The following is a 21,628-nucleotide window of genomic DNA, read 5'->3' on the forward strand; positions in this document are numbered from 1 at the left end:
AAGCCTGTGTGACCAATGTAAGCCGCAACCATCAGCCGAGATGACGAATAACCGCTGTGCCCCATGCCAACGTCAGCGAGGGGGAATAGTCTCGTGGGCATGGCACAACCAGCGACGGACGCGATTCGACACGATCTTGCCCAGGAGGCCGTGCAGCTTGCCCACCGGTGGGTCCACGAGAGCGCCGCCTATCCGGCAGACCCTGCGGCGCAGCGACTCGCAGGCGTTCTGCGCGACCCGAACGGCCTGGCGTTCACGGTTGGCTTCGTCGACGGGGTCATGCGCCCCGAGGACCTCTTCGTCGCGGGCTACGGGCTGCAGAAGGTGGCCGGGCTGACGCCGAAGTTTCTGCCTTGGTACCTGCGCGCCGCCATCTGGTGCGGCGGTGTGCTGGGGCCGGTGCTCCCGGGCATCGTGATTCCGATCTCGCGTCGTGTGCTGCGCGAGATGGTCGGGCACCTCGTGGTCGATGCGACCCCAGAGAAGCTGGGGCCGGCGATCGCTCACCTGCGCGAGGACGGTTCGCGGCTGAACCTGAATCTGCTGGGCGAGGCCGTTCTTGGCGAGAAGGAGGCACAGCGCCGCTTCGATGGAACGATGCGTCTGCTCGAGCGCGACGACGTCGACTACGTCTCCATCAAGGTGTCGTCGATCGTCTCGCAGCTGTCGATGTGGTCGTTCGACGAGGCTGTCGAGCACGTCGTGCAGAAGCTGCTGCCGCTGTATCGGCTCGCGGCCGACGCTGAGCGGCGCGGCCATCGCAAGTTCATCAACCTCGACATGGAGGAGTACCGCGACCTCGACCTCACGATCGCCGTGTTCACGCACGTGCTCGAGCATGACGATCTCCGCGGTCTCGAGGCGGGCATCGTTCTGCAGGCGTATCTGCCCGACGCGCTCGCCGCGATGCAGCAGCTGAACGCGTGGGCGCGCACGCGTCGAGCCGCCGGGGGAGCACCCATCAAGGTGCGTCTCGTCAAGGGCGCGAACATCGAGATGGAGAACGTCGACGCGCAGATCCACGGCTGGCCCAAAGCGACGTATTCGGTCAAGCAGGACACCGATGCGAACTACAAGCGTGTGCTCGAGTGGGCGCTGACGCCAGAGCGGACGGATGCCGTGAGGCTCGGCGTCGCCGGTCACAACCTGTTCGACGTGGCATACGCCTGGCTGCTCGCCCAGCGAATGGGTGTGACGCACGCGGTGGAGTTCGAGATGCTGCTCGGCATGGCGACCGGGCAGGCGCAGGCGGTGCGAGCGGTCGTCGGAAACCTTCTGCTCTACACGCCCGTCGTGAACCCGCACGAGTTCGACGTCGCGATCTCGTATCTCATCCGCAGGCTTGAGGAGAACGCGTCGAGCGACAACTACATGTCGGTTGTGTTCGAACTGCACGAGAACCACGAGCTGCTGCAGCGCGAGACGCAGCGCTTTCTGAGCTCCATCGAGGAGCTCTCGCGCGACGGGTCCCTGCCGCCGACGCCCAACCGCACGCAGAATCGTCAGTCGGAGTGGCGTTTCGCCGCCGATCCCGACGCCGATGCGACGGCGGAGAACGCGATCGTGCAGGATGCTTCTGCGCAGAGCACAGCGAACGCGGCATCCGACCCCCTCACGACGCCAGAAGAGACGTTCCCCGAGCAGGGGCTTACGCAGCAGGTGCTGAATCTCGGTCGCCCGTCCGGAGATAAGCCGGGCCCCTTCGACACGACCCGCATCTTCACGGGGACCTTCGAGACGGTGACGCGGTCGGATGCCGGCATGCCCGGGTTCCGCAATACCCCGGACACCGACCCGGCGATTCCGGCGAACCGGGAGTGGGGCCGCGGCATCATCTCGCGCATGGCCGATTCGCGGCTCGGCGTCGACACGGTCGAGAGACTGACCGTCACCGATGAGCAGGAGCTCGAGGCGATCATCGAGCGTGTGCGCGCCGCGGGCGCCGAGTGGGGCACGAAGCCCGGCTCTGAGCGTGCGGAGGTGCTTGAGAAGGCGGCCGACGCGCTCGCCGCGCACCGCGATCAGCTGCTCGAGGTCATGGGTGCCGAGGCGGGCAAGACCATCGGCGAGGGCGACCCCGAGGTGAGCGAGGCCATCGACTTCGCGCACTACTACGCCGCGCAGGCGCGCCAGCTCGACCGTGTGCAGGGCGCTGTCTTCGAGTCGTCTGACCTCATCGTGGTGACGCCGCCGTGGAACTTTCCGCTCGCGATTCCGACCGGCGGTGTTCTCGCCGCACTGGCTTCGGGGTCGGGCGTCATCATCAAACCCGCACCGCAGGCTGAGCGCACTGCAGCCGTCATGGTGGAGGCGCTGTGGGAGGCCGGTGTGCCCCGCGATCTGCTCGCGTACGTCTCCATCGAGGAGGGCGACCTCGGCCGACAGCTCATCGCGCATGACGCCGTCGACCGCGTCATTCTCACCGGCGCGTGGGACACCGCGAAGCTGTTCCGGTCCTGGAAGCCCGACCTGCCGATCCTCGCCGAGACGAGCGGCAAGAACGCGATCATCGTCATGCCGAGCGCTGACATGGACCTCGCGGCGGCCGACGTTGTGAAGAGCGCGTTCGGCCACGCGGGGCAGAAGTGCTCGGCATCCAGTCTTGTCATTCTCGTCGGGTCCGCCGCGAAGTCCGAGCGATTCGAGAGACAGCTTGTGGATGCCGCGATGTCGCTGCGCGTCGGGTATCCCTCCGACCCGAGCGCGCAGATGGGGCCCCTCATCGAACCGGCGCAGGGCAAGCTGCTGCACGCACTCACCGAGCTGGGCGTGGGCGAAGAGTGGCTGGTGCAGCCGCACCGTCTCGACCGGCCGGGGCAGCTGTGGTCGCCCGGCATCCGCACCGGAGTGAAGCCCGGCTCGTACTTCCACCTGACTGAGTTCTTCGGACCGGTGCTCGGCGTCATGCGCGCACGGTCGCTCGATGAGGCGATTCGGTATGTCAACGTCATCGAGTACGGATTGACCTCCGGGCTGCACACGCAGGACCCGGACGATCTCGCCGAATGGGTCGACAAGGTGGAGGCCGGCAATCTCTACGTGAACCGCGGCATCACGGGGGCGATCGTGCAGCGGCAGCCGTTCGGCGGGTGGAAGCGCTCGTCCGTCGGCACCGGTACCAAGGCGGGCGGCCCGAGCTATCTCTACGCTCTCGGCTCGTGGCGTTCGGCCCGCGGGTCGTCGAGTTCGACGCTTCACCTGCGCGGCCTCGACTCCCGCATCACCCGGCTCATCGAATCGGCGCAGCCATCGATGGACTACGAGGAGTTCGACGTTCTGCGCCGCAGCGCGCTGTCGGACGCCGTTGCGTGGGCGAACGAGTACGGCGAGGTGACCGACGCCACCGGGCTCGACGTGGAGCGCAACCTGCTGCGCTACCGGTCCGTGCCCGTTGTGATCCGTGCGATGGATGACGCTGTTCTCGGTGAAGTGCTGCGTATCGTCGTCGCTGGCGTGCGCGCGAAGTCGTCGCTCAGAGTGAGTGTGGCGAACGCGCTCCCGACACCGGTTCTGCGCGTTCTCGACGGTCTCGGTGTGGTCGTGACGGTCGAACCGGATGCCGAGTGGATGCAGCGCATCGCGAATCCGCCCGTCGTCGATGGCGAGCAGCAGTCGCGACCGCCGCGTGTGCGGATCGTCGGGTCGGATGCCGACGCGCGACGTCGCCTGCACCAGAGCCTCGCGGCCACGCTCGACGGCGACCCGGACGTCGCGATTCACGCGGGCCCGGTCACACAGTCGGGGCGCATCGAGATGCTGACGTTCCTGCGTGAGCAGGCGATCTCCATCACAGCACACCGCTTCGGCAACCTCGACCCCTGGAGCGAAGGCGTGATCTGACGCGGAGCGTCTCGTCGCAAACAGGCGGCTCCCAGCGGACACTGTGACTCTCCCAGACTCGGGCGGGTAGTGTGCCCCTTCATGCCTGAAAACTGCGGAAGGATGCTGCGATGAGCGAGCGCCGCGAGCGAGGCTCCCGCGCAGCCACAGTGCGCCACGGACGCCAGACGCCGCGTTCTGGGCTCAGAACAGCCGTCAAGATCGCCGTCGCGGCGGTCGCCGTCGTCGCGCTGAGCGTGGCCGGTGTCGCGACCTGGGCGGTCATCGACATTATGGGACGAGTGGATCGCGGAGGCGTCGCTCTTCCGGGCCACTCGGGGCAGCCCGTTCCTGACATCAATGCGATCGAGGGCGGCGTCAATCTGCTGCTCGTCGGAAGCGACAGCCGTGAGGGGCAGGGTGACGGCTTCGGCGATCCGAAGCTGCTGACCGGACAGCTCAACGATGTGACGATCCTCGTGCACATCTCCGAAGATCACTCGAACGCGACAGCGATCTCGATTCCGCGCGACACCTTCGTGCAGGTTCCCGAGTGTCCGCATCCGGCAGATGAAGACGGAAATGTGCCCGAGGGTACGCAGCCTGCGGCGGGCATGCAGAAGATCAACACGACGCTCAAGCACGGCGGTCTCGGCTGCACGGCGGCGACGGTCGAGAAGCTCACCGGGCTGCCGATCCACTTCGCTGGAGCCATCAAGTTCAACGGCGTCACCGCGATGGCGAACGCGATCGGCGGTGTCGAGGTGTGTCTCGCTGAGCCGATCGTCGATCCGAAGACCAACCTCAATCTGCCCGCGGGCGATGTCACGCTCACGGGCGAGACAGCGCTGCAGTTCCTGCGCACTCGCTACGGTGTGGGCGACGGCTCGGATCTCGGTCGCATCAGCAACCAGCAGGTGTACATGTCGGCGCTCATGCGCAAGATCCTCTCCGGAGAGACCCTCTCCGATCCGGTGAAGCTCTACAAGCTCGCTCGGGTCGCGGCCGACAACATGACCCTGTCGGAGGACCTTCAGAACATCAACACGATGGTGTCGATCGCGCTCGCGATGAAGGGGATGTCGACGGAGAACATCGCCTTCGTGAAGTTCCCGACCGGCTCAGGCATGGTCGGCGGCCAAGAAGGCGAGGTTGTGAATCAGGATGCCGCTGAGACTCTGCTCGCCGCTGTGAAGGCGGACAAAGGGCTGTCGATCACGGGAGGAACCGGGCAGTACGGCGCCGTTCCGAAGGGCGGCGCCTCTACTGAGCCTCCCACCGACGAGACTGAGCCGCCCTCGGGTGACGGAGGGTCCACGTCGCCTCCGACGGACGGGCCTGTCGAGCTGCCGGACAGCGTGACGGGTCAGACTGCTGCAGACGAGACGTGCTCCAACGGCCGAGGCTGAGCTTCACTCGGCTGCTTACGCATCCTGAGACGAGTGCGGTGAGCGGACGGACACTGCTGATGCAGCATCCGTCCGCTCTCAGAGTCGTGCGCTCTTACCTGACGTTCTCCTCCTCCGGGGCCTGAGGCTCTAGTCCTCTTTAGTCCTCCTGAGGGCCCGAGCGATGAGCACCTTCGGTCACCTGAGCATCGATGGTGATCGCCTCACGCTCACGAGTCGCAAGGTCTTCGGCCGCCAACCGCTCTTCCAGCTTGGCCTGACGCCTGCGAAGCCAGAGTCCCGCGATCATGACGAGTGCGAGGAATGCATACGCTCCGATCGCAAATGGACTCGTCACCAGATACGTCGGGTCACCCTGACTGATCATGAGCGACTTGCGCAGCTGCTCCTCGGCCATCGGCCCAAGAATCATTCCGATCACAAGCGGTGCGACCGGGTACCCATAACGCCGCATGAAGAATCCGACGACACCGAGCACCAGGAGGATGATCACCTCGAGATAGTTGAACTTGTTCGCATACGCCCCGAATCCGGCGAACAGCAGGATGCCCGCATACAGATAGTGCCGCGGAATCTGCAGCAGCTTCACCCACATACCGACGAGCGGCAGGTTCAGCACGACGAGCACAAGGTTGCCGATGTACAGACTCGCAATGAGTGCCCACACGAGCGCCGGCTGACTGTCGAACAGCAGCGGACCGGGACGGATGCCGTAGGTCTGCAGCGCCGAGATCATGATCGCCGCCGTCGCCGTGGTCGGAAGCCCGAGCGTCAGCAACGGCACGAGCACACCGGCCGCCGCCGCGTTGTTCGCCGACTCCGGCCCGGCGACACCTTCGATCGCGCCCTTTCCAAACTGATCCTTGCGCTTCGAGAGCTTGCGCTCTGCGGCGTAGGAGAGGAACGTCGCGACATCCGCACCACCTGCCGGAACCGTGCCGATCGGAAATCCGATCGCCGAACCGCGCAGCCACGGCTTCCATGAGCGCTTCCAGTCGTCACGCGACATCCACGTGCGCCAACCGGACGTGACCGGAATCACTGAGATCGGCCCGCGACGCAGCCGCGACGCGACATAGAGCGTCTCACCCACCGCGAAGAGCGCGACCGCCACGATCACAACCGAGATGCCGTCTGCCAACACCGGAGAGCCGAGCGTGAAACGCTGCTGGCCACTCGTGACGTCTGTGCCGACGAGACCGAGCAGAAGGCCGCCCATGAGCGAGATCACTCCGCGCAGCGGAGATGATCCGAGCAGAGCACCGACCGTGACGAACGCGACGATCATGAGCGCGAAGTAGTCGTTCGGCCGCAGCGACACCGCCCAATCGGCGATGTACGGCGCGACGAACGTCAGCGCGATGGTGGCGAGGGTGCCCGCGATGAACGAGCCGATCGCCGCGGTCGCCAAGGCGGCGGCACCGCGCCCGAGCTTCGCCATCTTATGGCCCTCGAGCGCGGTGACGATCGACGCCGATTCACCGGGGGTATTCAGAAGAATCGACGTCGTCGACCCGCCGTACATGCCGCCGTAGTAGATGCCTGCGAAAGCGATCATGGCTGCCGTCGGGTCGAGCGTGTAGGTCAGAGGGAGCAGCAGCGCGACGGTCATGGCCGGCCCGATGCCGGGCAGAACTCCGACGGCGGTGCCCACGAGCACACCGAGCAAGGCGTACAGAAGATACTGCGGCTGAAGGGCCGTTGCGAAGCCGTTCAGCAGAAGATCGAGGCTATCCATTGAAGATCGGTATCCATTCCAGGAGCGGGCCGGGCGGCAGCGAGAGGCCGAGCCCGACACCGAAGGCGAGCTGAATCAGCAGTCCGAGCACGACGCCGGCGACAGCCGCACGCCAGAGCGACTTCGCACCGAGCGCCCACGCTGCTCCGAAGAACAGCAGCGCGGCGGCGAACGGCCAGCCGATCAGATCGATGAGGAAGGCGTGGGCGAGAAAGAAGACTACGAGCTTCGCGACCGTGAGCCAGTCGGTGCCCGCGCCAGCATCGGCATCCTCACTGTCTTCTGCCTCACCCCTGGCGCCGAGGAAGACGGCGATGAGCGTCGCGATGCCCGTAAGGGTGAGCGCTCCGCCCACGATGTACGGAAAGACCTGCGGGCCGACCGTGTTGGCCGTCGGCGGCACATGGATCTGGCTCGCGACGACGAGCGCGAACACGCCGAGAGCGATGCAGGATGCCGCGAAGACGATCTCTCCGACGGTATTGCTCTTCGACCGCTCTGCCTCTGCGGGTTCGCCTGCGGTCGGCCCGGTCATCTCTGAATCTGTGCGGGGCTCCCGCGATGCTGCGGGAGCCCCGTCGTTCGTTGCCGACATGATGCTAGATCAAGCCGATGTTCTTCAGCGTCTCGGTCACGGAGGCGATGTCATCGGTCAGGAACTCGTCGAACTCGTCGCCCGCCATGAAGGCGTCGTCCCAGCCCTTCTTCTCGAGTTCGTCCTTCCAGACATCAGTCTCATACATCTGCGTGACGACGTCGATGAGCGCCTGCCGCTCGTCGTCCGAGATGTCACCGGGAGCGAGAACGCCACGCCAGTTCGTCAGCTCGACGTCATAGCCGGCCTCGGTGATCGTCGGGGTGTCAGGGAGCATCCCCGAGCGCTCCGGAGACGACACCGCGAGAGCGCGAAGGCTGCCCGATTCAATGTGCTCCGCAAACTCTGCGACGCCCGAGATGCCCGCTGAGACGTTGCCGCCGAGCAGCATCGTCACGGCTTCGCCGCCACCCGAGTTGGCGATGTAGTTGAGTGTCGAGTTGGTGTCCTCCGGCGCGACGCCCGCCGCGGCGAGCAGCTGACCGGCGAGGATGTGGTCTGCGCCACCCGCGGAGCCGCCCGTCACGGTGACATCCTTCTTGTTCTTCACCATGTCCTCGACGAGGTCTGTGAGCGTCTCGTACTTCGAGTTGGCGGGAACGACGACGACGAGCGCCTCCTCGGTGAGCTTTGCGATCGGAGTGGTGTCTTCGATGCGCGTCTCGGACTCGTTCGTCTCGACCGCGCCGACCATGACGAGACCGGTGACGAAGAGCGTGTACGGATTCGACTCGGTCGCAAGCGAGGCGAGGCCGACCGTGCCGCCCGCGCCTCCGATGTTGGTGACGGGTGCTGAGCTGACGATCTTCTCGCTCGTCATCACCTGCTGCATGGTGCGACCGGTCTGGTCCCACCCTCCGCCCGGGTCGGCGGGAACTATGATGTCGACGCTGTCGGGGCCGTCCCCTCCAGACGCTTTCGTGTCTCCGCCGGCCTGCGCGGAGCAGCCGGTGAGAGCGAGAGCCGCGGCCGCGGTGATCGCGGTAGCGCCGACGGTCCATCGACGCCTGGTTCTGCTGTGTGCCATGGGTTCGTGATCCTCCTCGTTGAGTGATGCAGGACCCCCTCGCGGACGAGGTGGTGCTCAGTGACACTAGGGGGAGGAGCGCCCGCTGGTGAAGCATCCGGTCATTGAGTGCATTGTGTTCATTGTGTTCACCGATGAGGCGAGCCGGGTGAGGTCTCGGGGTGCGACCATGATGCACATGGCTCGGCCGATGTCGCTTCGAGTGCAGCTGATCCTGCTGCAAGTCTCCATCGTGCTCGCGACGGTCGTGATCGCGGGAGTGACCTCCGCCTGGAACAAGGAGCGGCAGGTTCGCGAGGCCTACAAGGACCGCATGGTGTCGGTCGCCGAGTCGATCGCCGCGATGCCGACGATTCTCGAGGCGTACGAGAGTGACGACCCCGCCGAGACGATTCAGCCGATCGCCGAGGTCATTCGCGAAGCGTCGAACGTGACGTATGTGGTCGTGACGGATGCCGCGGGGATCCGCTACTCTCACCCGGTGGCGAGCCGCATAGGAAAGCGCGTCTCGACCGATCCGTCGGTTCCTCTGTCGGGGGAGATGTACGTCGGCACCCAGACGGGAACGCTCGGGGAATCGTGGCGGGTGAAGGTGCCCGTGTTCGCAGACGATGAGGTGATCGGCACAGTCTCCGTCGGCATCCTCGAATCTGAACTCGATGAGGCCCTCGTGAGTGACATCACCGAACTCGTGATCGTGCTTGCGATCGCTGCGAGCCTCGGCGTTCTCGGGGCGGCGTGGGCGACCCGTGTGATCCGTCGGCGCATCTACTCGCTCGAGCCGGACGAGATCGCGGCGCTGCTCGAGACGCGGGACGCCATGCTCCACGGCATCCGCGAGGGCATCGTCGCCGTCGATGACGGACAGCGGATGGCCCTTGTGAACGATGAGGCGCGGCGTCTGCTGGACCTCGACCCCGACGAGCGCTACGTGGGCCGCCCGGCCTCCGAGGTGCTCGAGCCCGACATGCTCGAGCTCGTCGCACAGGGCGACGTCGATGAGAAGCTGCTGCTGGCGGGCCATCGTGCGCTCATCGTGCGCAGCGACAGCGTCGCCGTCGAGGGCGGGCCGACGGCGGTCGTTCTCATCGTGCGCGACCACACGCACCTGCACGAGATGCTGCGCGAACTCGAGGGGGCGCAGAGCCTCGCCGAAGGGCTGCGCGCCCAGGCGCACGAGTTCTCGAACCAGCTGCACGTGATCTCCGGTCTCATCGAGCTCGGGCGCACAGAGGAAGCGATCGCGTTCATCGAGCGCACCGGCGGCGGCGTCGCGCTGCACGCCGATCACGCGCATCCGGGAATCCTCGACATTGAGGTGAGTGCGCTGCTCATCTCGCTCGACGCGCGAGCCCGTGAGCGGGCGATCACGCTCGAGATCGACCCGAGCAGTTCGCTGCGCGACCTCGCGGATGACCACGATTCGCGGCTCGATGTGCTCACGGTGATCGGAAACCTCGTCGAGAACGCCTTCGATGCGTGTGCGCTGGGAGGAACCGTGAGCATCAGCATCCGCGAACCGGACGGCTGCGTCATCGAGGTGACCGATGACGGCGACGGGGTGCCAGACGGGCTCGCCGGCTCCGTGTTCGACACGGGTGTGACGACGAAGACGGATGCCGATGGGCGACGCGGCATCGGCCTCGCTCTGGTACGTCGCATCGCCGTGCGGCACGGAGGCGACGTCGAGCTCATCTCGGAGCCCGGTGCCGGCGCGACGTTCACAGTGCGGCTGCCGCAGCTCGCCGATGCGCCGGTCGTGGGAGGGACGCGGTGACCGAACGATTCTCGGTGCTCGTCGTCGACGACGACTTCGCAGTCGCCGGCATCCATCGTGGTTTCATCGAGGGCATCGAGGACTTCGAGGTCATCGGCACAGCCCATTCGGGAAGGGAAGCACTGCAGCTGGCGAAGCGGCTCGTGCCCGACCTGATCATTCTCGACCTGTACCTCCCCGACATCAACGGACTCGACGTGCTCGCCCAGCTGCGCGCCGAGGAGGCTACACAGAACATCGACGTGATCGCCGTGACTGCCGCACGCGACGTCGACAGTGTGCGGAGAGCGAAGCTCGGGGGAGCGTTCCGGTACCTCGTCAAACCGTTCAGCGCGGGGATGCTGAGATCCGCGCTCGCCGAGTTCGCTCAGACCCGCAGACGCCTCGACACGGCCCCGGGCGCGGTCATCGACCAGTCGGCGATCAACGCGATCATGCACGGCGGTCAGGTCGCTGTGCCGCACGCTTCGCTGCCGAAAGGCATCGGGGAGGCGACGCTGCGTCGCGTGGTCGTCGCGCTGCAGAACGCTGACGAGTCGGCATCCGCACTGGAGATCGCCGAGGCGACTGGCCTCTCTCGCGTGAGCGCTCGACGGTACCTCGAATACCTCGTCTCGATCGGCCAGGCCTCCGTGACCCCGCGCTACGGGCAGGCGGGGCGACCGGAGCTGCGTTACGCACTCAGTCACTGAAGCGCAGAGACTGAAGCGCGGAGATCCAAGCGCAGAGACCGAAGCACTGAGACAGGACTCGTCGGTCTCGCTCTGGTGCACAGTCGCAGACCAGCGCACAGAACTGAACCTCTTGTGAACCCCGCACGGCAGGCGTACTGTGCGAATTGGAGCCCCGTTCTCTACGGCGAGACTCGCACTGCCAACGGAGGCAGTCGACATTGGAGGAGGCTCATCATGAGCGACATCACACCTCTGCGAACAGCTCTGCGGCGCGGAAGCGGCCTCAAGAGCCTCAACAACACGTGGGGGGAGGTGCTCGCAGAGTTTCTCGGAACGTTCGTGCTGATCGCGTTCGGCGACGGCGTCGTCGCGATGGCGGTCGCCGGCCTCCCCGGATCAGGCCGTACGGAGGACCCGACCGCGTTCTTCCTCGGCGCCGGCGACTGGCTGCTCATCGCCTGGGGCTGGGCGTTCGCGGTCGCGTTCGGCGTGTACGTCGCGGGAGGCGTCAGCGGTGCGCACATCAACCCCGCCGTGACTGTCGCGTTCGCAGTGCGACGCAAGTTCCCCTGGCGGAAGGTCGGCCCGTACATCGTCGCGCAGGTGGTCGGCGCCTTCGCCGGCGCGGCACTGGTCTACCTGCTGTACTCCGACGCGATCAACGCGTTCAACGAGGCGATGGGCGTCAGCAGAACCGATCCGGACGGCAACATCTCATTCTCGATCTTCGCGACCTTCCCCGCCCCGTACTTCGACGGCAACATGTGGATTCCGCTCGCGGACCAGATCGTCGGTACGGCCTTCCTCGTGATGTTCGTCGTCGCGATCGTCGACATGCGCAACGCCGCGGTGAAAGCCGGCCTCGGACCGCTGCTGATCGGCCTCGCGGTCGCGGCGATCGGAATCTCGTTCGGCGCGAACGCCGGGTACGCGATCAACCCCGCCCGTGACTTCGGGCCGCGGCTCTTCGCGTGGATGGCCGGTTGGGGCGACATCGCTCTGCCGGGAACGGTCGAGGGGTCGTTCACGGCGTACTTCTGGGTGCCGATCGTCGGGCCGCTCATCGGGGGCGTCATCGGCGTGATCGTCTACGACCTGTTCATCGGCGACGTGCTGCATTCTCGTGAGCTCGTGGGCGAGAGCGAACCGGCGGGTCGCACCCGAGATTGATCAACCGGGGCTGAACGCACGGGGCAGTGGTTGCTCGTCCATCGGGGTGGCAAGATGGACGGCAACCCGCTCCGGCGTGCCGGAGCATTCACGAAGATTCAAAGGAGAACTCTCGTGTTTGACAGCCCGTTCCCTGATGTTGCCATTCCCGACCTGAGCGTCTACGACTACCTGTTCGGAAACATGAGCCAAGAGGATGCCGCTCGCGTCGCGCTCGTCGACCCCGGCACCGGCGCCGAGACGACGTACGGAGCACTCAAAGCGCAGATCGACGCGTTCGCCGGAGCACTCGCCGCGCGCGGTGTCGACTCCGATACCGTCATCGGTCTGCTGTGTCCGAACGTGCCCGCCTTCGCGACCGTGTTCCACGGCATCCTTCGCCTCGGAGCCACCGTCACGACGTTCAATTCGCTGTACACAGCCGGAGAGATCCAGTCGCAGATCGAGGATGCCGGTGCGACCTGGCTCGTGACGGTGAGCCCGCTGCTGCCGCAGGCCGCCGAGGCTGCGACGGCACGCGGCATCCCCGATGACCACCTCATCGTTCTCGACGGAGCAGACGGCCACCCGAATCTGCGGGAGCTTCTCGGTGAGCAGCGCACTCCACCTGAAGTGTCGATCGACGCCGCCTCGGACGTGGCCGTGCTGCCGTACTCGTCGGGCACGACTGGAACGCCGAAAGGCGTCATGCTGAGCCACCGCAACCTCGTGGCGAACGTGGAGCAATCCCGCGTCAACATCGACCTGCGCTCGAGCGACCGGGTTCTTGCCGTGTTGCCGTTCTTCCACATCTACGGCATGACGGTGCTGCTCAACCTGGCGCTGCGCCAGCGCGCGAGCCTTGTGACGATGCCGCGGTTCGACCTCGTCGAGTTCCTCGCGAACATCCAGGAGCACGGCTGCACGTATCTCTACATCGCGCCGCCGATCGCGGTCGCTCTGGCGAAGCATCCCATCGTCGATCAGTACGACATCTCGACCGTGCACACTGTGTTCTCGGGCGCCGCGCCGCTCGACGGCGACACCGCGGAGCTCGCTGGTCGCCGCATCCACGCCCGCATGATGCAGGGCTACGGGCTCACCGAGACGAGCCCGGTCACGCACGCGATGCCGTACACGCGCGACGACATTCCGGTGAGCTCGGTCGGCGTGCCGCTGCCGAACACGCAGTGCAAGCTCGTCGACCCCGACAGCGGCGACGAGATCACCGAGTTCGGCGACGGCGACGTCACGAAGCCCGGCGAGCTGTGGATCAAGGGGCCGCAGGTGATGATGGGGTACCTCAACCGCCCGGACGCCACGGCTGACGCCATCGACGCCGACGGGTTCTTCCACACCGGCGACGTCGCGACGCTGCACCGTGACGGCTGGTACACGATCGTCGACCGCGTGAAGGAGCTCATCAAGTACCACGGCTACCAGGTGCCGCCGGCCGAGCTCGAGGCGCTGCTGCTCGGGCATCCCAAGGTCGCCGATGTCGCTGTGATCGGAGTGAGCGACGATGATGGGCAGGAGATCCCGAAAGCCTTCGTCGTGCCCGCGGCCGATGTCGAGCTGACCGCGGACGAGGTGATGTCGTTCGTCGCTGAACGCGTCGCGCCCTACAAGAAGGTGCGCCGGGTCGAGTTCATCGACGCGATTCCGAAGTCCAGCTCGGGCAAGATCCTGCGCAAAGACCTCCGGGCACGCGAGACGGCGGCGGTGTGAGCTGAAGCGGGCAGGTGAATCAGTGGATGCCGAGCGCGGCTCTGACCCGGTCGAGGGCTTCGCCGGCATCCACCCTCAGTTCTCGCGCGAGCTCGGCGTAGTCGCGGGCGGCCTCCTGCAGACGGCGCTGCGTGGCGTCGCCGTGCGCAGACACGAACGACCCGCTGCGTCCGCGCGTCTCGATGACGCCGTCGGCCTCGAGTGAACGGTAGGCCTTCGCGACGGTGTTCGCCGCGAGGCCGAGCTCGGTCGCGAGCGCCCGCACGGTCGGCAGCTTGTCACCGGCGACGACCGTGCCGTCGCGCACAGCGCTGATCAGCTGAGTGCGCAGCTGCTCGAACGGCGGCTCGGATGCCTCCGCATCGACTGCTGAGAACGGGTTCGGCACATCGCCTCCTTCGACCTCCCCAGTGTGGCAAGCGCACAGGCGAGGGGCAAGCGTAGGCTCGAAGGGCAGGGAAAACGGTACGGGAAAGGGGAGGCGACCTATGCTCGCGGTCAGCTACGGCGAGTTCGGTGACAGTTCGGTGATGCGCGTCGGCGAGGTGGCCGAGCCGCACGCGCCGGAGGGTCGAGTGCGCATCCGAGTGCGCGCGGCCGGTGTGAACATGGCCGATGTCAAGAAGCGCAACGGACAGATGGGGGACGCCAAGTTCCCCGTGATCCCGGGGTTCGACGCATCCGGCGTGGTCGATGAGGTCGGTGAGGGAATCGAACACGTCGCGGTCGGTGACGAGGTGCTCGGGTGGGGCTTCCGCACGCACGCTGAGTTCGCGGTGCTCAAGCATGTCGTTCAGAAGCCGCCGCAGCTCGGCTGGACACAGGCCGCTGCGCTGTCGCTCGTGACCGAGACCGCTGAGCGCGCCCTGCGGCTGCTGCGCGTCGAGGCAGGCCAGACCGTCGTCATCGAAGGTGCGTCGGGAGGCGTCGGCGCCGCTGCCGTGCAGCTCGCTCGCATCCGCGGTGCCCGTGTCATCGGGTCGGCGTCTGAGCGCAACCACGACTTTCTCGCCGCGCTCGGCGCGGAGCCCGTGCTCTACGGGCGAGGCATGTCCGAGCGGGTGCGTGGCTTGACCGATCGCGTCGACGCCGTGCTCGACACCGCCGGATCGGGTTCTCTGCCGGAACTCATCGACCTCGTGGACGATGCCGCACAGGTCGTGTCTGTCGCAGATTTCACCGCGCCGGAGCACGGGGCACGAGCAACCGGTGGAGGCCCGGACGGGGCGTGGGACGTGCTGTCTGACGTACCGCGACTCATCGCGGAGCACGGCTACACGGCACGTATCGACTCGGTTTTTCCTCTGGTGGATGCCGCGTCCGCATACGACCGCGTTGAGCGAGGCCGACCGCAGGGCAAAGTCGTGCTCGACGTGTCGCTCTCCTGAGTCGACTGTCGGCAACCGGTGGTTCACCGAATCGACACCGCGTGCCCGTAGACATGTGGCGAAGCCCCTCCGAGAGGAACCCTCCCGCCCATGTCACGTCTGTCTTCCGCGCTGCGCTGCAGCATCGCGGCATCCGCTCTCATCGTCACCGCGCTCGCGGCAACCGCCCCTGCCGCCGCCATGCCCCACATGGCATCGGGCGCCGATGCTGCCGCGACGGCCGCGGCCTCCGGCCCAGCCGAACCGATCAGCCTGTCTGCTGAGAGCGCCGCGCTGTCGCTGAGCGTGCTCGGTCGCTATGAGACGGGCGTCTTCGACGAATCGGCGGCGGAGATCGTCGCCTACTACGGCGGCCGCAGCTACACCGTCAACGCACAGCGCGCGGTCGTCGATGTGGTCGACATCAGCGACCCGAGCTCACCGGCACTGCTCTACTCACTCGCGGGCACGGGCGTCGCCAACTCGATCGCGATTCGCGAGGACGGCCTCGGGGTGGTCGCTCTCGAAGCCGAGAACAAGACGGATGCCGGCACGCTCATGTTCTTCGACGCGAACGCAGATTCGGCCGATGCCGTTCTCGGATCCGTCACGGTCGGCGCTCTTCCCGACATGGTCGCTCTGAGCGCCGACGGAACATATGCGGTCGTCGCGAACGAGGGCGAACCCGCCGATGACTTCACGGTCGACCCCGAGGGCTCCGTCAGCGTCGTTCAGCTGCCGGCGGACCTCGCGGCGCCGGGGCAGGATGCCGTTCGCACGGCGACCTTCCACGACTTCGAGGCCGAGGGCACGAAGACCCTCGACGCCGCAGTGCGCATCTTCGGGCCGAACCCCGAGGGCGACCTCCCGGTGTCGCGCAACCTCGAGCCGGAGTACATCGCGGTCTCGGGAGGAACCGCGTACGCCACCCTCCAGGAGGCCAACGCCATCGCGGTCGTCGACCTTGCGAGCGCGACCGTCACGGACGTCTGGCCGCTCGGCTTCAAGGATCACGGACTCGCGGGCAGCGGCCTCGACGCCTCGGACCGCGACCCGAAGGGTGCCCCGACCGTGAACATCGCAACATACGACGGGCTGCACGGCGTGTACATGCCCGACGGCATCAGCGCGTTCGAGGTCGACGGTGAGACGTACCTCGTGACGGCGAACGAGGGCGACTCCCGCGAGTGGGGCGATTTCGTGGATGCTGCGCGGGTCAAGGACCTCGGTGACGACGGCCTCGCGCCCGTGTGCGCGACGAGTCCGCTCGCGAGCAAGACCGGGGATGCGGACCTCGGCCGGTTGAACATCGTCACCGACCTGGGGCTCTCCGTCGACGGCAGCTGCTACGAGGAGCTCTACGCGTTCGGTGCGCGGTCGTTCTCGATCTGGACGGCCTCGGGCGACCTCGTGTTCGACTCCGGCGACGACTTCGAGCAGCTCACTTCGGCGGCCGTTCCCGAGTTCTTCAACTCCAACCACAGTGAGTCGAACCTCGAGGGTCGGAGCGACGATAAGGGCCCCGAGCCCGAGAGTGTGACGCTCGGTGTCGTCGACGGCCGAACGTACGCATTCGTCGGGTTCGAGCGGGTCGGCGGTATCGCCGTGTATGACGTGACGGAGCCCGCCGCGGCATCCTTCGTGACATACCTGAACAACCGCGACTTCGCGATCTCGGTCGAGGATGCCGCGGATCCCGCCGCCGTTCTGCCGGCTGCAGGGGACCTCGGACCCGAGGGCATCACGTTCGTCGCCGCCGAGGTATCGCCGACCGGTGAGCCGCTGCTCGCGGTCGGCAACGAGGTCTCGGGAACCACGAGTTACTACGGCATTGAGCGCGTCGGCGGCGAGGCCGGTGGGCCGGGCGGAGAGAAGCCGGGTGATGGCGGCCCCGGTGAGGGCACTGGCTCCGGTGATGGCGGCCCGGGCGAGGGCGGTTCCGGCGAGGGCGAGCAGCCTGGTGCTGATGCTGGGCAGTCGGGCGACGGCTCTCAGCCCGGCGACGCGACCTCGCCCGACAGTTCCGATGGGGCAGACGACGCTTCTGATGCGACGCGCGACGCGTCCGGTGAGCTTCCGTACACCGGCCTGAACGCTGGCCTTGTGACGCTGCTGGCGGCACTCGCGGCCGCCGTGCTCCTCATCGGCGCGACCGTGCTGCTCGTCGCCCGCCGTGCCGCTCGCCGGTAGCAGCCGCTAGCGGCCCGTGCCCTCGGGGGCCGCCGTGCCTCCGGACCGCCGTGCCTTCGGGCCGCGGTGCCGTGGGCTGCAGCGTCTCCGGGCCGCCGTGTCCTCGGGGCTCGGGGCCGCAGTGCCGCGGAGTCTCCGGGCCGCGTGCCTCGGCGCTGCCGCGACTCCGGACCGCCGTGCCTCTCACGCAGTCGGAAATTTCGGGCGGGTGCGGCGTGTCGCTGCAGGACACGCCGCACGGCCGAAATCTTTCCGATTTGGTGAGAATTGTGCGCCATCTCGAGGGTGGTGCAGAGGCCCGAGGGTGGCGAAGGGACCCGAAGATGGGGCGGCAGTGCCAGCGACGGTGAACTCTGCAAAGAAGGACTCCCCGAGGGTGGGCGTCAGCGTGGGCGACGGTGAACTCTCCGACGAAGGCCCCCCGAAGCCCGAGCCACGCAACCCCTTGCAGCCTCCCGCACGCCGGTGGTGTGCTGGCATCAGGTGGTGATGATGCTCACTCTCGACTGGGCCGACGCGTGGACGAACGCTCTGCAGGTGCTCGATGCCGACGACTACACGATCGCCCGCGAGGTTCTGCAGCGCGGCACTGCGGCCGTCTTCGCGGTCGCACTCGCCTCCGCAATCGCACAGTTTCCGGCGCTGCTCGGCGATCGCGGACTTCTGCCCGCGCCGCGCTTCATCGCCCGCACCTCGGGACGCAGTGTTCCGAGCATCTTCCGGCTACGGTGGTTCTCGTACAGCGACGCCAAGCTCCGGGTCTCGGCCGCGGTGGGCATCGCCCTCGCGGCATCCCTCGTCATTGGTCTGCCCCAGCTCGGCCCGCCCTGGCTGCCGCTTCTCGCCTTCGCGCTTCTGTGGGTGCTGTACTACTCGATCGTGAACATCGGGCAGCGGTTCTACGGCTTCGGCTGGGAGTCGCTCCTGCTCGAGACCGGCGCGATCGTGGCGTTTCTCGGATCGTCGCAGAACGCCCCACCCCTGCTGATCATGGTATTCGTGTGGTGGCTCGTGGTGCGCGTCGAGTTCGGCGCCGGAATGATCAAGATGCGCGGCGACCGCTCGTGGCGCGACCTGACCGCGATGAACTACCACCACGAGACCCAGCCCATGCCCGGGCCGCTCAGCCGCCAGGCGCACCTGCTGCCGACGCCGTTCCACAAGATGGAGACGCTCGGCAACAACGTCATCCAGCTCGGTGCGCCCTGGTTGCTCTTCGCGCCGCAGCCTATCGCGGGCTTCGCGGCCGCGCTCATCGTCCTCACGCAGCTGTGGCTCGTCGTCACGGGCAACTTCGCGTGGCTCAACTGGATCACCATCGTCATCGGGTTCTCGGGCCTGAGCGATTCGTTCCTCGCGTGGATCACCGGGCACGGCTGGCCGGGCTGGAGCTGGTTCGGCGTTCCGCTCGGCAGTGGCAGTGGCGCCGGCGGTGGCAGCGGTGGGGATGCCGCTCCCGGCACGGCCGAAGCGGGCGTCGGAGCCGCGGCATCCGTGTCACCCCTCTGGTGGTTCGTGCTGACGACCGTCGTGTTCATCGTGTACGCGTGGCTCTCCGCCCCCGCGATGGCGAACCTGTTCAGCAGCGGCCAGCTCATGAACGCGAGTTTCAACCGGTGGGGCATCGGCAACGCCTACGGAGCGTTCGGCAGCGTCACCCAGCTGCGACGCGAGGTCGTGATCGAGGGGACCCTCGCGGAGAACCCCCGCGCAGACGACTGGCATGCCTACGAGTTCAAGGGCAAGCCGACCGACGTCATGCGGCGTCCGCGGCAGTTCGCGCCGTATCACCTGCGGCTCGATTGGCAGATGTGGTTTCTCGCGCTCGGTGCGTGGAACGAGGTGTGGTTCGAGCGGCTCATCGTAAAACTGCTCGAGGGGGATGCCGCGACGCTGCGCCTGCTGCGGTCGGATCCGTTCGGGGGTGAACCGCCCGCCGCGATCCGCGCCCGAGTGTTCGCCTATCGGTTCTCGACTCGCGAGGAGAAGCGCGAGACCGGCGCGATCTGGGTGCGCGACGAGCTTGCCACCCTCGTGCGGCCGGTCACTCGGGCGGACCTTCACTGACCGGGCTCTGTCCGCGGTCGGGGCGGCCCCACCTCAGCGGGAGTGATTGTTGCGTGTGCGGCGCATCGACTGCCGCGCCGCCCGGTCGAGGCCGAAGGCCCGGCGGGTGACGTGCCCGCCGATCGTGGTTCCGGCTGCCAGGCCGATGCCGACCGCCAGCGCTGTGAACAGCTCGGTGAGCGCAGCCACGATTCCCTGTGGTCCGTCCATGAGGGTGAAAAGTCCGCGGTAGACGGTGAGACCCGGAATGAGACCGATGATCCCCGCCATGGTGAGGGCGGCCTCAGGCACGGTGATCCAGCGATACACGAGGTAGCTCAGAACACCCGCGACCACTCCGGCGACTCCGGGTGCGAGTCCGGGGTCGGGGAGGAACGGCTGCACGATGAAGAACACCGCGAAGACGATGCTCGCCAGGGCCGCCATGATCGGCGCGATGATGAGCCGCACGTACGATGTGAGGGCGAAGCCGATGCCGATGAGACCGGCGCCGGCCATGCCCGCGAAGATGTTGTCGGTTCGACCGAGTGATGTGCCGACTTCGATGGGGATGCCGAGCCGCATGGTGAACCCGATGGTGAGCGAGATGCCCACGGTGAGCCCCAGTGTCATCATAAGCACTTCGAGCCCGCGCGCGGAGGCGGTGATGTAGTACCCGTCGATGGCGTCGCGGGCGGATGCCGTCAGGCCGATGCCCGACAGAAGCAGCATGATTCCCGAGATCACGATCACCGTCGGCTGGATGTTTCCGGGAAGTTCGATGCCGATGTTGCTCGCCCAGTACAGCCCTGAGGCGAACATCGTGATGACGACCGCGGCTGCCATCTGCACGAAGAACGCCGAGACGCCCCACTTCTCGAGGCGCCGCGTCACGATGTCGGCGACGATCGCCGAGAGTGCCGCCGCGACGATCACGACGAAGCTCGCGTCGTACATCACCACGACACCGGCGGCAAGGATCGCCTTTCCTGCGGCGACCACCCAGCGGCGGTACGGATGCGGCTGCACGAGGATCTCCCCGAGGTGACGTCGCGCGACGTCTGGATCGACGGGCTCGGGTGACTCCGTGATCTCCTCGATCAGCCGGTACACGTCACGAAGGCGCGTGTAGTCGGTCGTGCGGGCTTTCACGATGCGCATGACCGAGATCGGGTCCTCATCGAGACCGCGGTGGACCGAGACCGTGATCGACGTGAACGCGATGTCCACGTGCATCCCGGTGATGCCGAAGCTGGAGCTCAGGCGGATGCAGGTTGCAACGACGTCCGCGGACGACGCTCCCGTAGCGAGCATCGCTTCGCCGACGCGGAGGCACAGCTCGATGACCGAGCGCGCGTGCCTCTGCGAGACGGAGTCGTCGCTTCCGGGCAGTGCGATGCGCTGCGTGGGCATCCCGATTCCGCGCACCATTCCGCCGGCCAGGTCGGCGAGCGACCTGCTCATCCGCAGCCGGAGGTTGCGCTGCTTTCTGCTGCTCTCGTGACTCACTTTTCCAGGTTAGATCTCAGTCGATGGGGCGGTCGATCAGGCGGGACATGACGATGGACGAACGCGTGTGGTCGACGTTCGGGGCGACCCGAACCTTCTCGAGAGCGTCCTCCAAGGCGGGCAGGTTCCGTGCGCGGATGTGCACCATCGCGTCGGCGCTGCCCGAGACCGTGCAGGCCTCGACGACCTCGGGAACGTGCATCATCATCTGGCGCAGCTCGTCGGGTGCGACGGTGCCGCGGCAGAAGAGCTCCACGTACGCCTCGGTCTGACGGCCATCGATCGCGGGGTCGACCTGCACCGTGAAGCCTCGAATCACACCGTCGGCCACCAGGCGGTCCACACGTCGTTTGACAGCGGATGCCGAGAGCCCGACGACCTGCCCGATATCCCCGTATCCGGCACGGGCGTTCTGCCTGAGCTGATCGATGATTCCGCGGTCGATGTTGTCCATGTCGTTCATGGTAATCATCTAAATGTGCGTTTCTCTCGGCGTTTGCGCAGGAAAAGTGCGTGCGTTGTGGAGTCTCCGCCGCGGGAGCGGTGCAACACTGGTAAAGGAGGCGTGCCCGGAGCTGACAGCGCCCGGGCCAAGAGGAC

Annotated in this window: 15 protein-coding genes; 9 read left to right on the top strand and 6 right to left on the bottom strand. The window is 66.8% G+C overall.

The window, feature by feature from the left end; all coding sequences use genetic code 11:
• Window positions 1-99 precede the first annotated feature (99 nt).
• Both ACSAGD_RS01110 and ACSAGD_RS01115 read left to right on the top strand, forming a co-directional pair.
• Window positions 100-3,840: a proline dehydrogenase family protein gene (locus ACSAGD_RS01110; protein WP_437583874.1), complete on the top strand. Its 3,741-nt coding sequence runs from the start codon at window positions 100-102 to the stop codon at window positions 3,838-3,840.
• Window positions 3,841-3,950: 110 nt separating this feature from the next.
• Window positions 3,951-5,228 carry an LCP family protein gene (locus tag ACSAGD_RS01115; RefSeq protein ID WP_437583875.1) on the top strand — a complete coding sequence of 426 codons (1,278 nt, stop codon included), beginning with the start codon at window positions 3,951-3,953 and terminating at the stop codon, window positions 5,226-5,228.
• 139 nt (window positions 5,229-5,367) lie between these two features.
• Here ACSAGD_RS01115 and ACSAGD_RS01120 read toward each other — a convergent pair whose 3' ends face one another.
• From ACSAGD_RS01120 to ACSAGD_RS01130, 3 genes are read right to left on the bottom strand one after another with little or no spacing between them, the layout of a single operon-like run.
• On the bottom strand, window positions 5,368-6,966 hold the full coding sequence (locus ACSAGD_RS01120) for a tripartite tricarboxylate transporter permease (protein ID WP_437583876.1): 1,599 nt from the start codon (window positions 6,964-6,966) through the stop codon (window positions 5,368-5,370).
• On the bottom strand, window positions 6,959-7,561 hold the full coding sequence (locus tag ACSAGD_RS01125) for a tripartite tricarboxylate transporter TctB family protein (protein ID WP_437583877.1): 603 nt from the start codon (window positions 7,559-7,561) through the stop codon (window positions 6,959-6,961). Before ACSAGD_RS01125 ends, ACSAGD_RS01120 begins: the two co-directional genes overlap by 8 nt.
• Before the next feature lie 4 nt (window positions 7,562-7,565).
• Complete coding sequence (locus ACSAGD_RS01130; RefSeq protein ID WP_437583878.1) at window positions 7,566-8,588, bottom strand: Bug family tripartite tricarboxylate transporter substrate binding protein; 1,023 nt, start codon at window positions 8,586-8,588, stop codon at window positions 7,566-7,568.
• Between the two features lie 178 nt (window positions 8,589-8,766).
• Here ACSAGD_RS01130 and ACSAGD_RS01135 point away from each other — a divergent pair, with 178 nt between their 5' ends.
• The 4 genes from ACSAGD_RS01135 (at window position 8,767) to ACSAGD_RS01150 (ending at window position 13,916) form a co-directional block, all read left to right on the top strand.
• Entirely contained in the window at window positions 8,767-10,365 is a 1,599-nt protein-coding gene (locus ACSAGD_RS01135) for an ATP-binding protein (RefSeq protein WP_437583879.1), read from the top strand.
• A complete protein-coding gene (locus ACSAGD_RS01140; protein WP_437583880.1) occupies window positions 10,362-11,057 on the top strand; it encodes a response regulator in 696 nt (231 codons plus the stop codon). The genes ACSAGD_RS01135 and ACSAGD_RS01140 overlap by 4 nt, the downstream gene beginning before the upstream one ends.
• Window positions 11,058-11,273: 216 nt before the next feature.
• Window positions 11,274-12,209 carry an MIP/aquaporin family protein gene (locus ACSAGD_RS01145; RefSeq protein WP_437583881.1) on the top strand — a complete coding sequence of 312 codons (936 nt, stop codon included), beginning with the start codon at window positions 11,274-11,276 and terminating at the stop codon, window positions 12,207-12,209.
• 114 nt (window positions 12,210-12,323) lie between these two features.
• Window positions 12,324-13,916 (top strand): AMP-binding protein, encoded by a 1,593-nt coding sequence (locus ACSAGD_RS01150; protein WP_437583883.1) that lies wholly within the window; start codon window positions 12,324-12,326, stop codon window positions 13,914-13,916.
• A 19-nt stretch (window positions 13,917-13,935) separates the two neighbouring features.
• Here ACSAGD_RS01150 and ACSAGD_RS01155 read toward each other — a convergent pair whose 3' ends face one another.
• Window positions 13,936-14,304 (bottom strand): GntR family transcriptional regulator, encoded by a 369-nt coding sequence (locus ACSAGD_RS01155; protein ID WP_437583884.1) that lies wholly within the window; start codon window positions 14,302-14,304, stop codon window positions 13,936-13,938.
• A 100-nt stretch (window positions 14,305-14,404) separates the two neighbouring features.
• On the opposite strand from ACSAGD_RS01155, the gene ACSAGD_RS01160 reads away from it, so the two are divergent.
• The 3 genes from ACSAGD_RS01160 to ACSAGD_RS01170 all read left to right on the top strand — a co-directional run bounded on the left by ACSAGD_RS01160 (window position 14,405) and on the right by ACSAGD_RS01170 (window position 19,540).
• On the top strand, window positions 14,405-15,304 hold the full coding sequence (locus tag ACSAGD_RS01160) for an NADP-dependent oxidoreductase (RefSeq protein ID WP_437583885.1): 900 nt from the start codon (window positions 14,405-14,407) through the stop codon (window positions 15,302-15,304).
• Window positions 15,305-15,394: 90 nt separating this feature from the next.
• On the top strand, window positions 15,395-17,473 hold the full coding sequence (locus ACSAGD_RS01165; protein ID WP_437583886.1) for a choice-of-anchor I family protein: 2,079 nt from the start codon (window positions 15,395-15,397) through the stop codon (window positions 17,471-17,473).
• Between the two features lie 492 nt (window positions 17,474-17,965).
• Window positions 17,966-19,540 carry a lipase maturation factor family protein gene (locus tag ACSAGD_RS01170; protein ID WP_437585203.1) on the top strand — a complete coding sequence of 525 codons (1,575 nt, stop codon included), beginning with the start codon at window positions 17,966-17,968 and terminating at the stop codon, window positions 19,538-19,540.
• Between the two features lie 33 nt (window positions 19,541-19,573).
• Here the strand turns inward: ACSAGD_RS01170 and ACSAGD_RS01175 are convergent, their stop codons facing one another.
• Window positions 19,574-21,028, bottom strand: coding sequence for a threonine/serine ThrE exporter family protein (locus tag ACSAGD_RS01175; protein WP_437583887.1), 1,455 nt, complete (start codon window positions 21,026-21,028; stop codon window positions 19,574-19,576).
• Between the two features lie 16 nt (window positions 21,029-21,044).
• Window positions 21,045-21,482 (bottom strand): Lrp/AsnC family transcriptional regulator, encoded by a 438-nt coding sequence (locus tag ACSAGD_RS01180; RefSeq protein ID WP_437583888.1) that lies wholly within the window; start codon window positions 21,480-21,482, stop codon window positions 21,045-21,047.
• Window positions 21,483-21,628 lie beyond the last annotated feature (146 nt).

Origin of the sequence: Paramicrobacterium salitolerans, assembly GCF_051513965.1 — a bacterium.
Classification (GTDB): domain Bacteria; phylum Actinomycetota; class Actinomycetes; order Actinomycetales; family Microbacteriaceae; genus Paramicrobacterium.

Bases quoted from the DNA above. Each gene is read 5' to 3' on its own strand.
- ACSAGD_RS01145 (WP_437583881.1), top strand. From the start codon at position 11,274: ATGAGCGACATCACACCTCTGCGAACAGCTCTGCGGCGCGGAAGCGGC.
- ACSAGD_RS01180 (WP_437583888.1), bottom strand. From the start codon at position 21,482: ATGGACAACATCGACCGCGGAATCATCGATCAGCTCAGGCAGAACGCC.
- ACSAGD_RS01120 (WP_437583876.1), bottom strand. From the start codon at position 6,966: ATGGATAGCCTCGATCTTCTGCTGAACGGCTTCGCAACGGCCCTTCAG.
- ACSAGD_RS01130 (WP_437583878.1), bottom strand. From the start codon at position 8,588: ATGGCACACAGCAGAACCAGGCGTCGATGGACCGTCGGCGCTACCGCG.
- ACSAGD_RS01115 (WP_437583875.1), top strand. From the start codon at position 3,951: ATGAGCGAGCGCCGCGAGCGAGGCTCCCGCGCAGCCACAGTGCGCCAC.
- ACSAGD_RS01165 (WP_437583886.1), top strand. From the start codon at position 15,395: ATGTCACGTCTGTCTTCCGCGCTGCGCTGCAGCATCGCGGCATCCGCT.
- ACSAGD_RS01135 (WP_437583879.1), top strand. From the start codon at position 8,767: ATGGCTCGGCCGATGTCGCTTCGAGTGCAGCTGATCCTGCTGCAAGTC.
- ACSAGD_RS01160 (WP_437583885.1), top strand. From the start codon at position 14,405: ATGCTCGCGGTCAGCTACGGCGAGTTCGGTGACAGTTCGGTGATGCGC.
- ACSAGD_RS01110 (WP_437583874.1), top strand. From the start codon at position 100: ATGGCACAACCAGCGACGGACGCGATTCGACACGATCTTGCCCAGGAG.
- ACSAGD_RS01125 (WP_437583877.1), bottom strand. From the start codon at position 7,561: ATGTCGGCAACGAACGACGGGGCTCCCGCAGCATCGCGGGAGCCCCGC.
- ACSAGD_RS01170 (WP_437585203.1), top strand. From the start codon at position 17,966: ATGCTCACTCTCGACTGGGCCGACGCGTGGACGAACGCTCTGCAGGTG.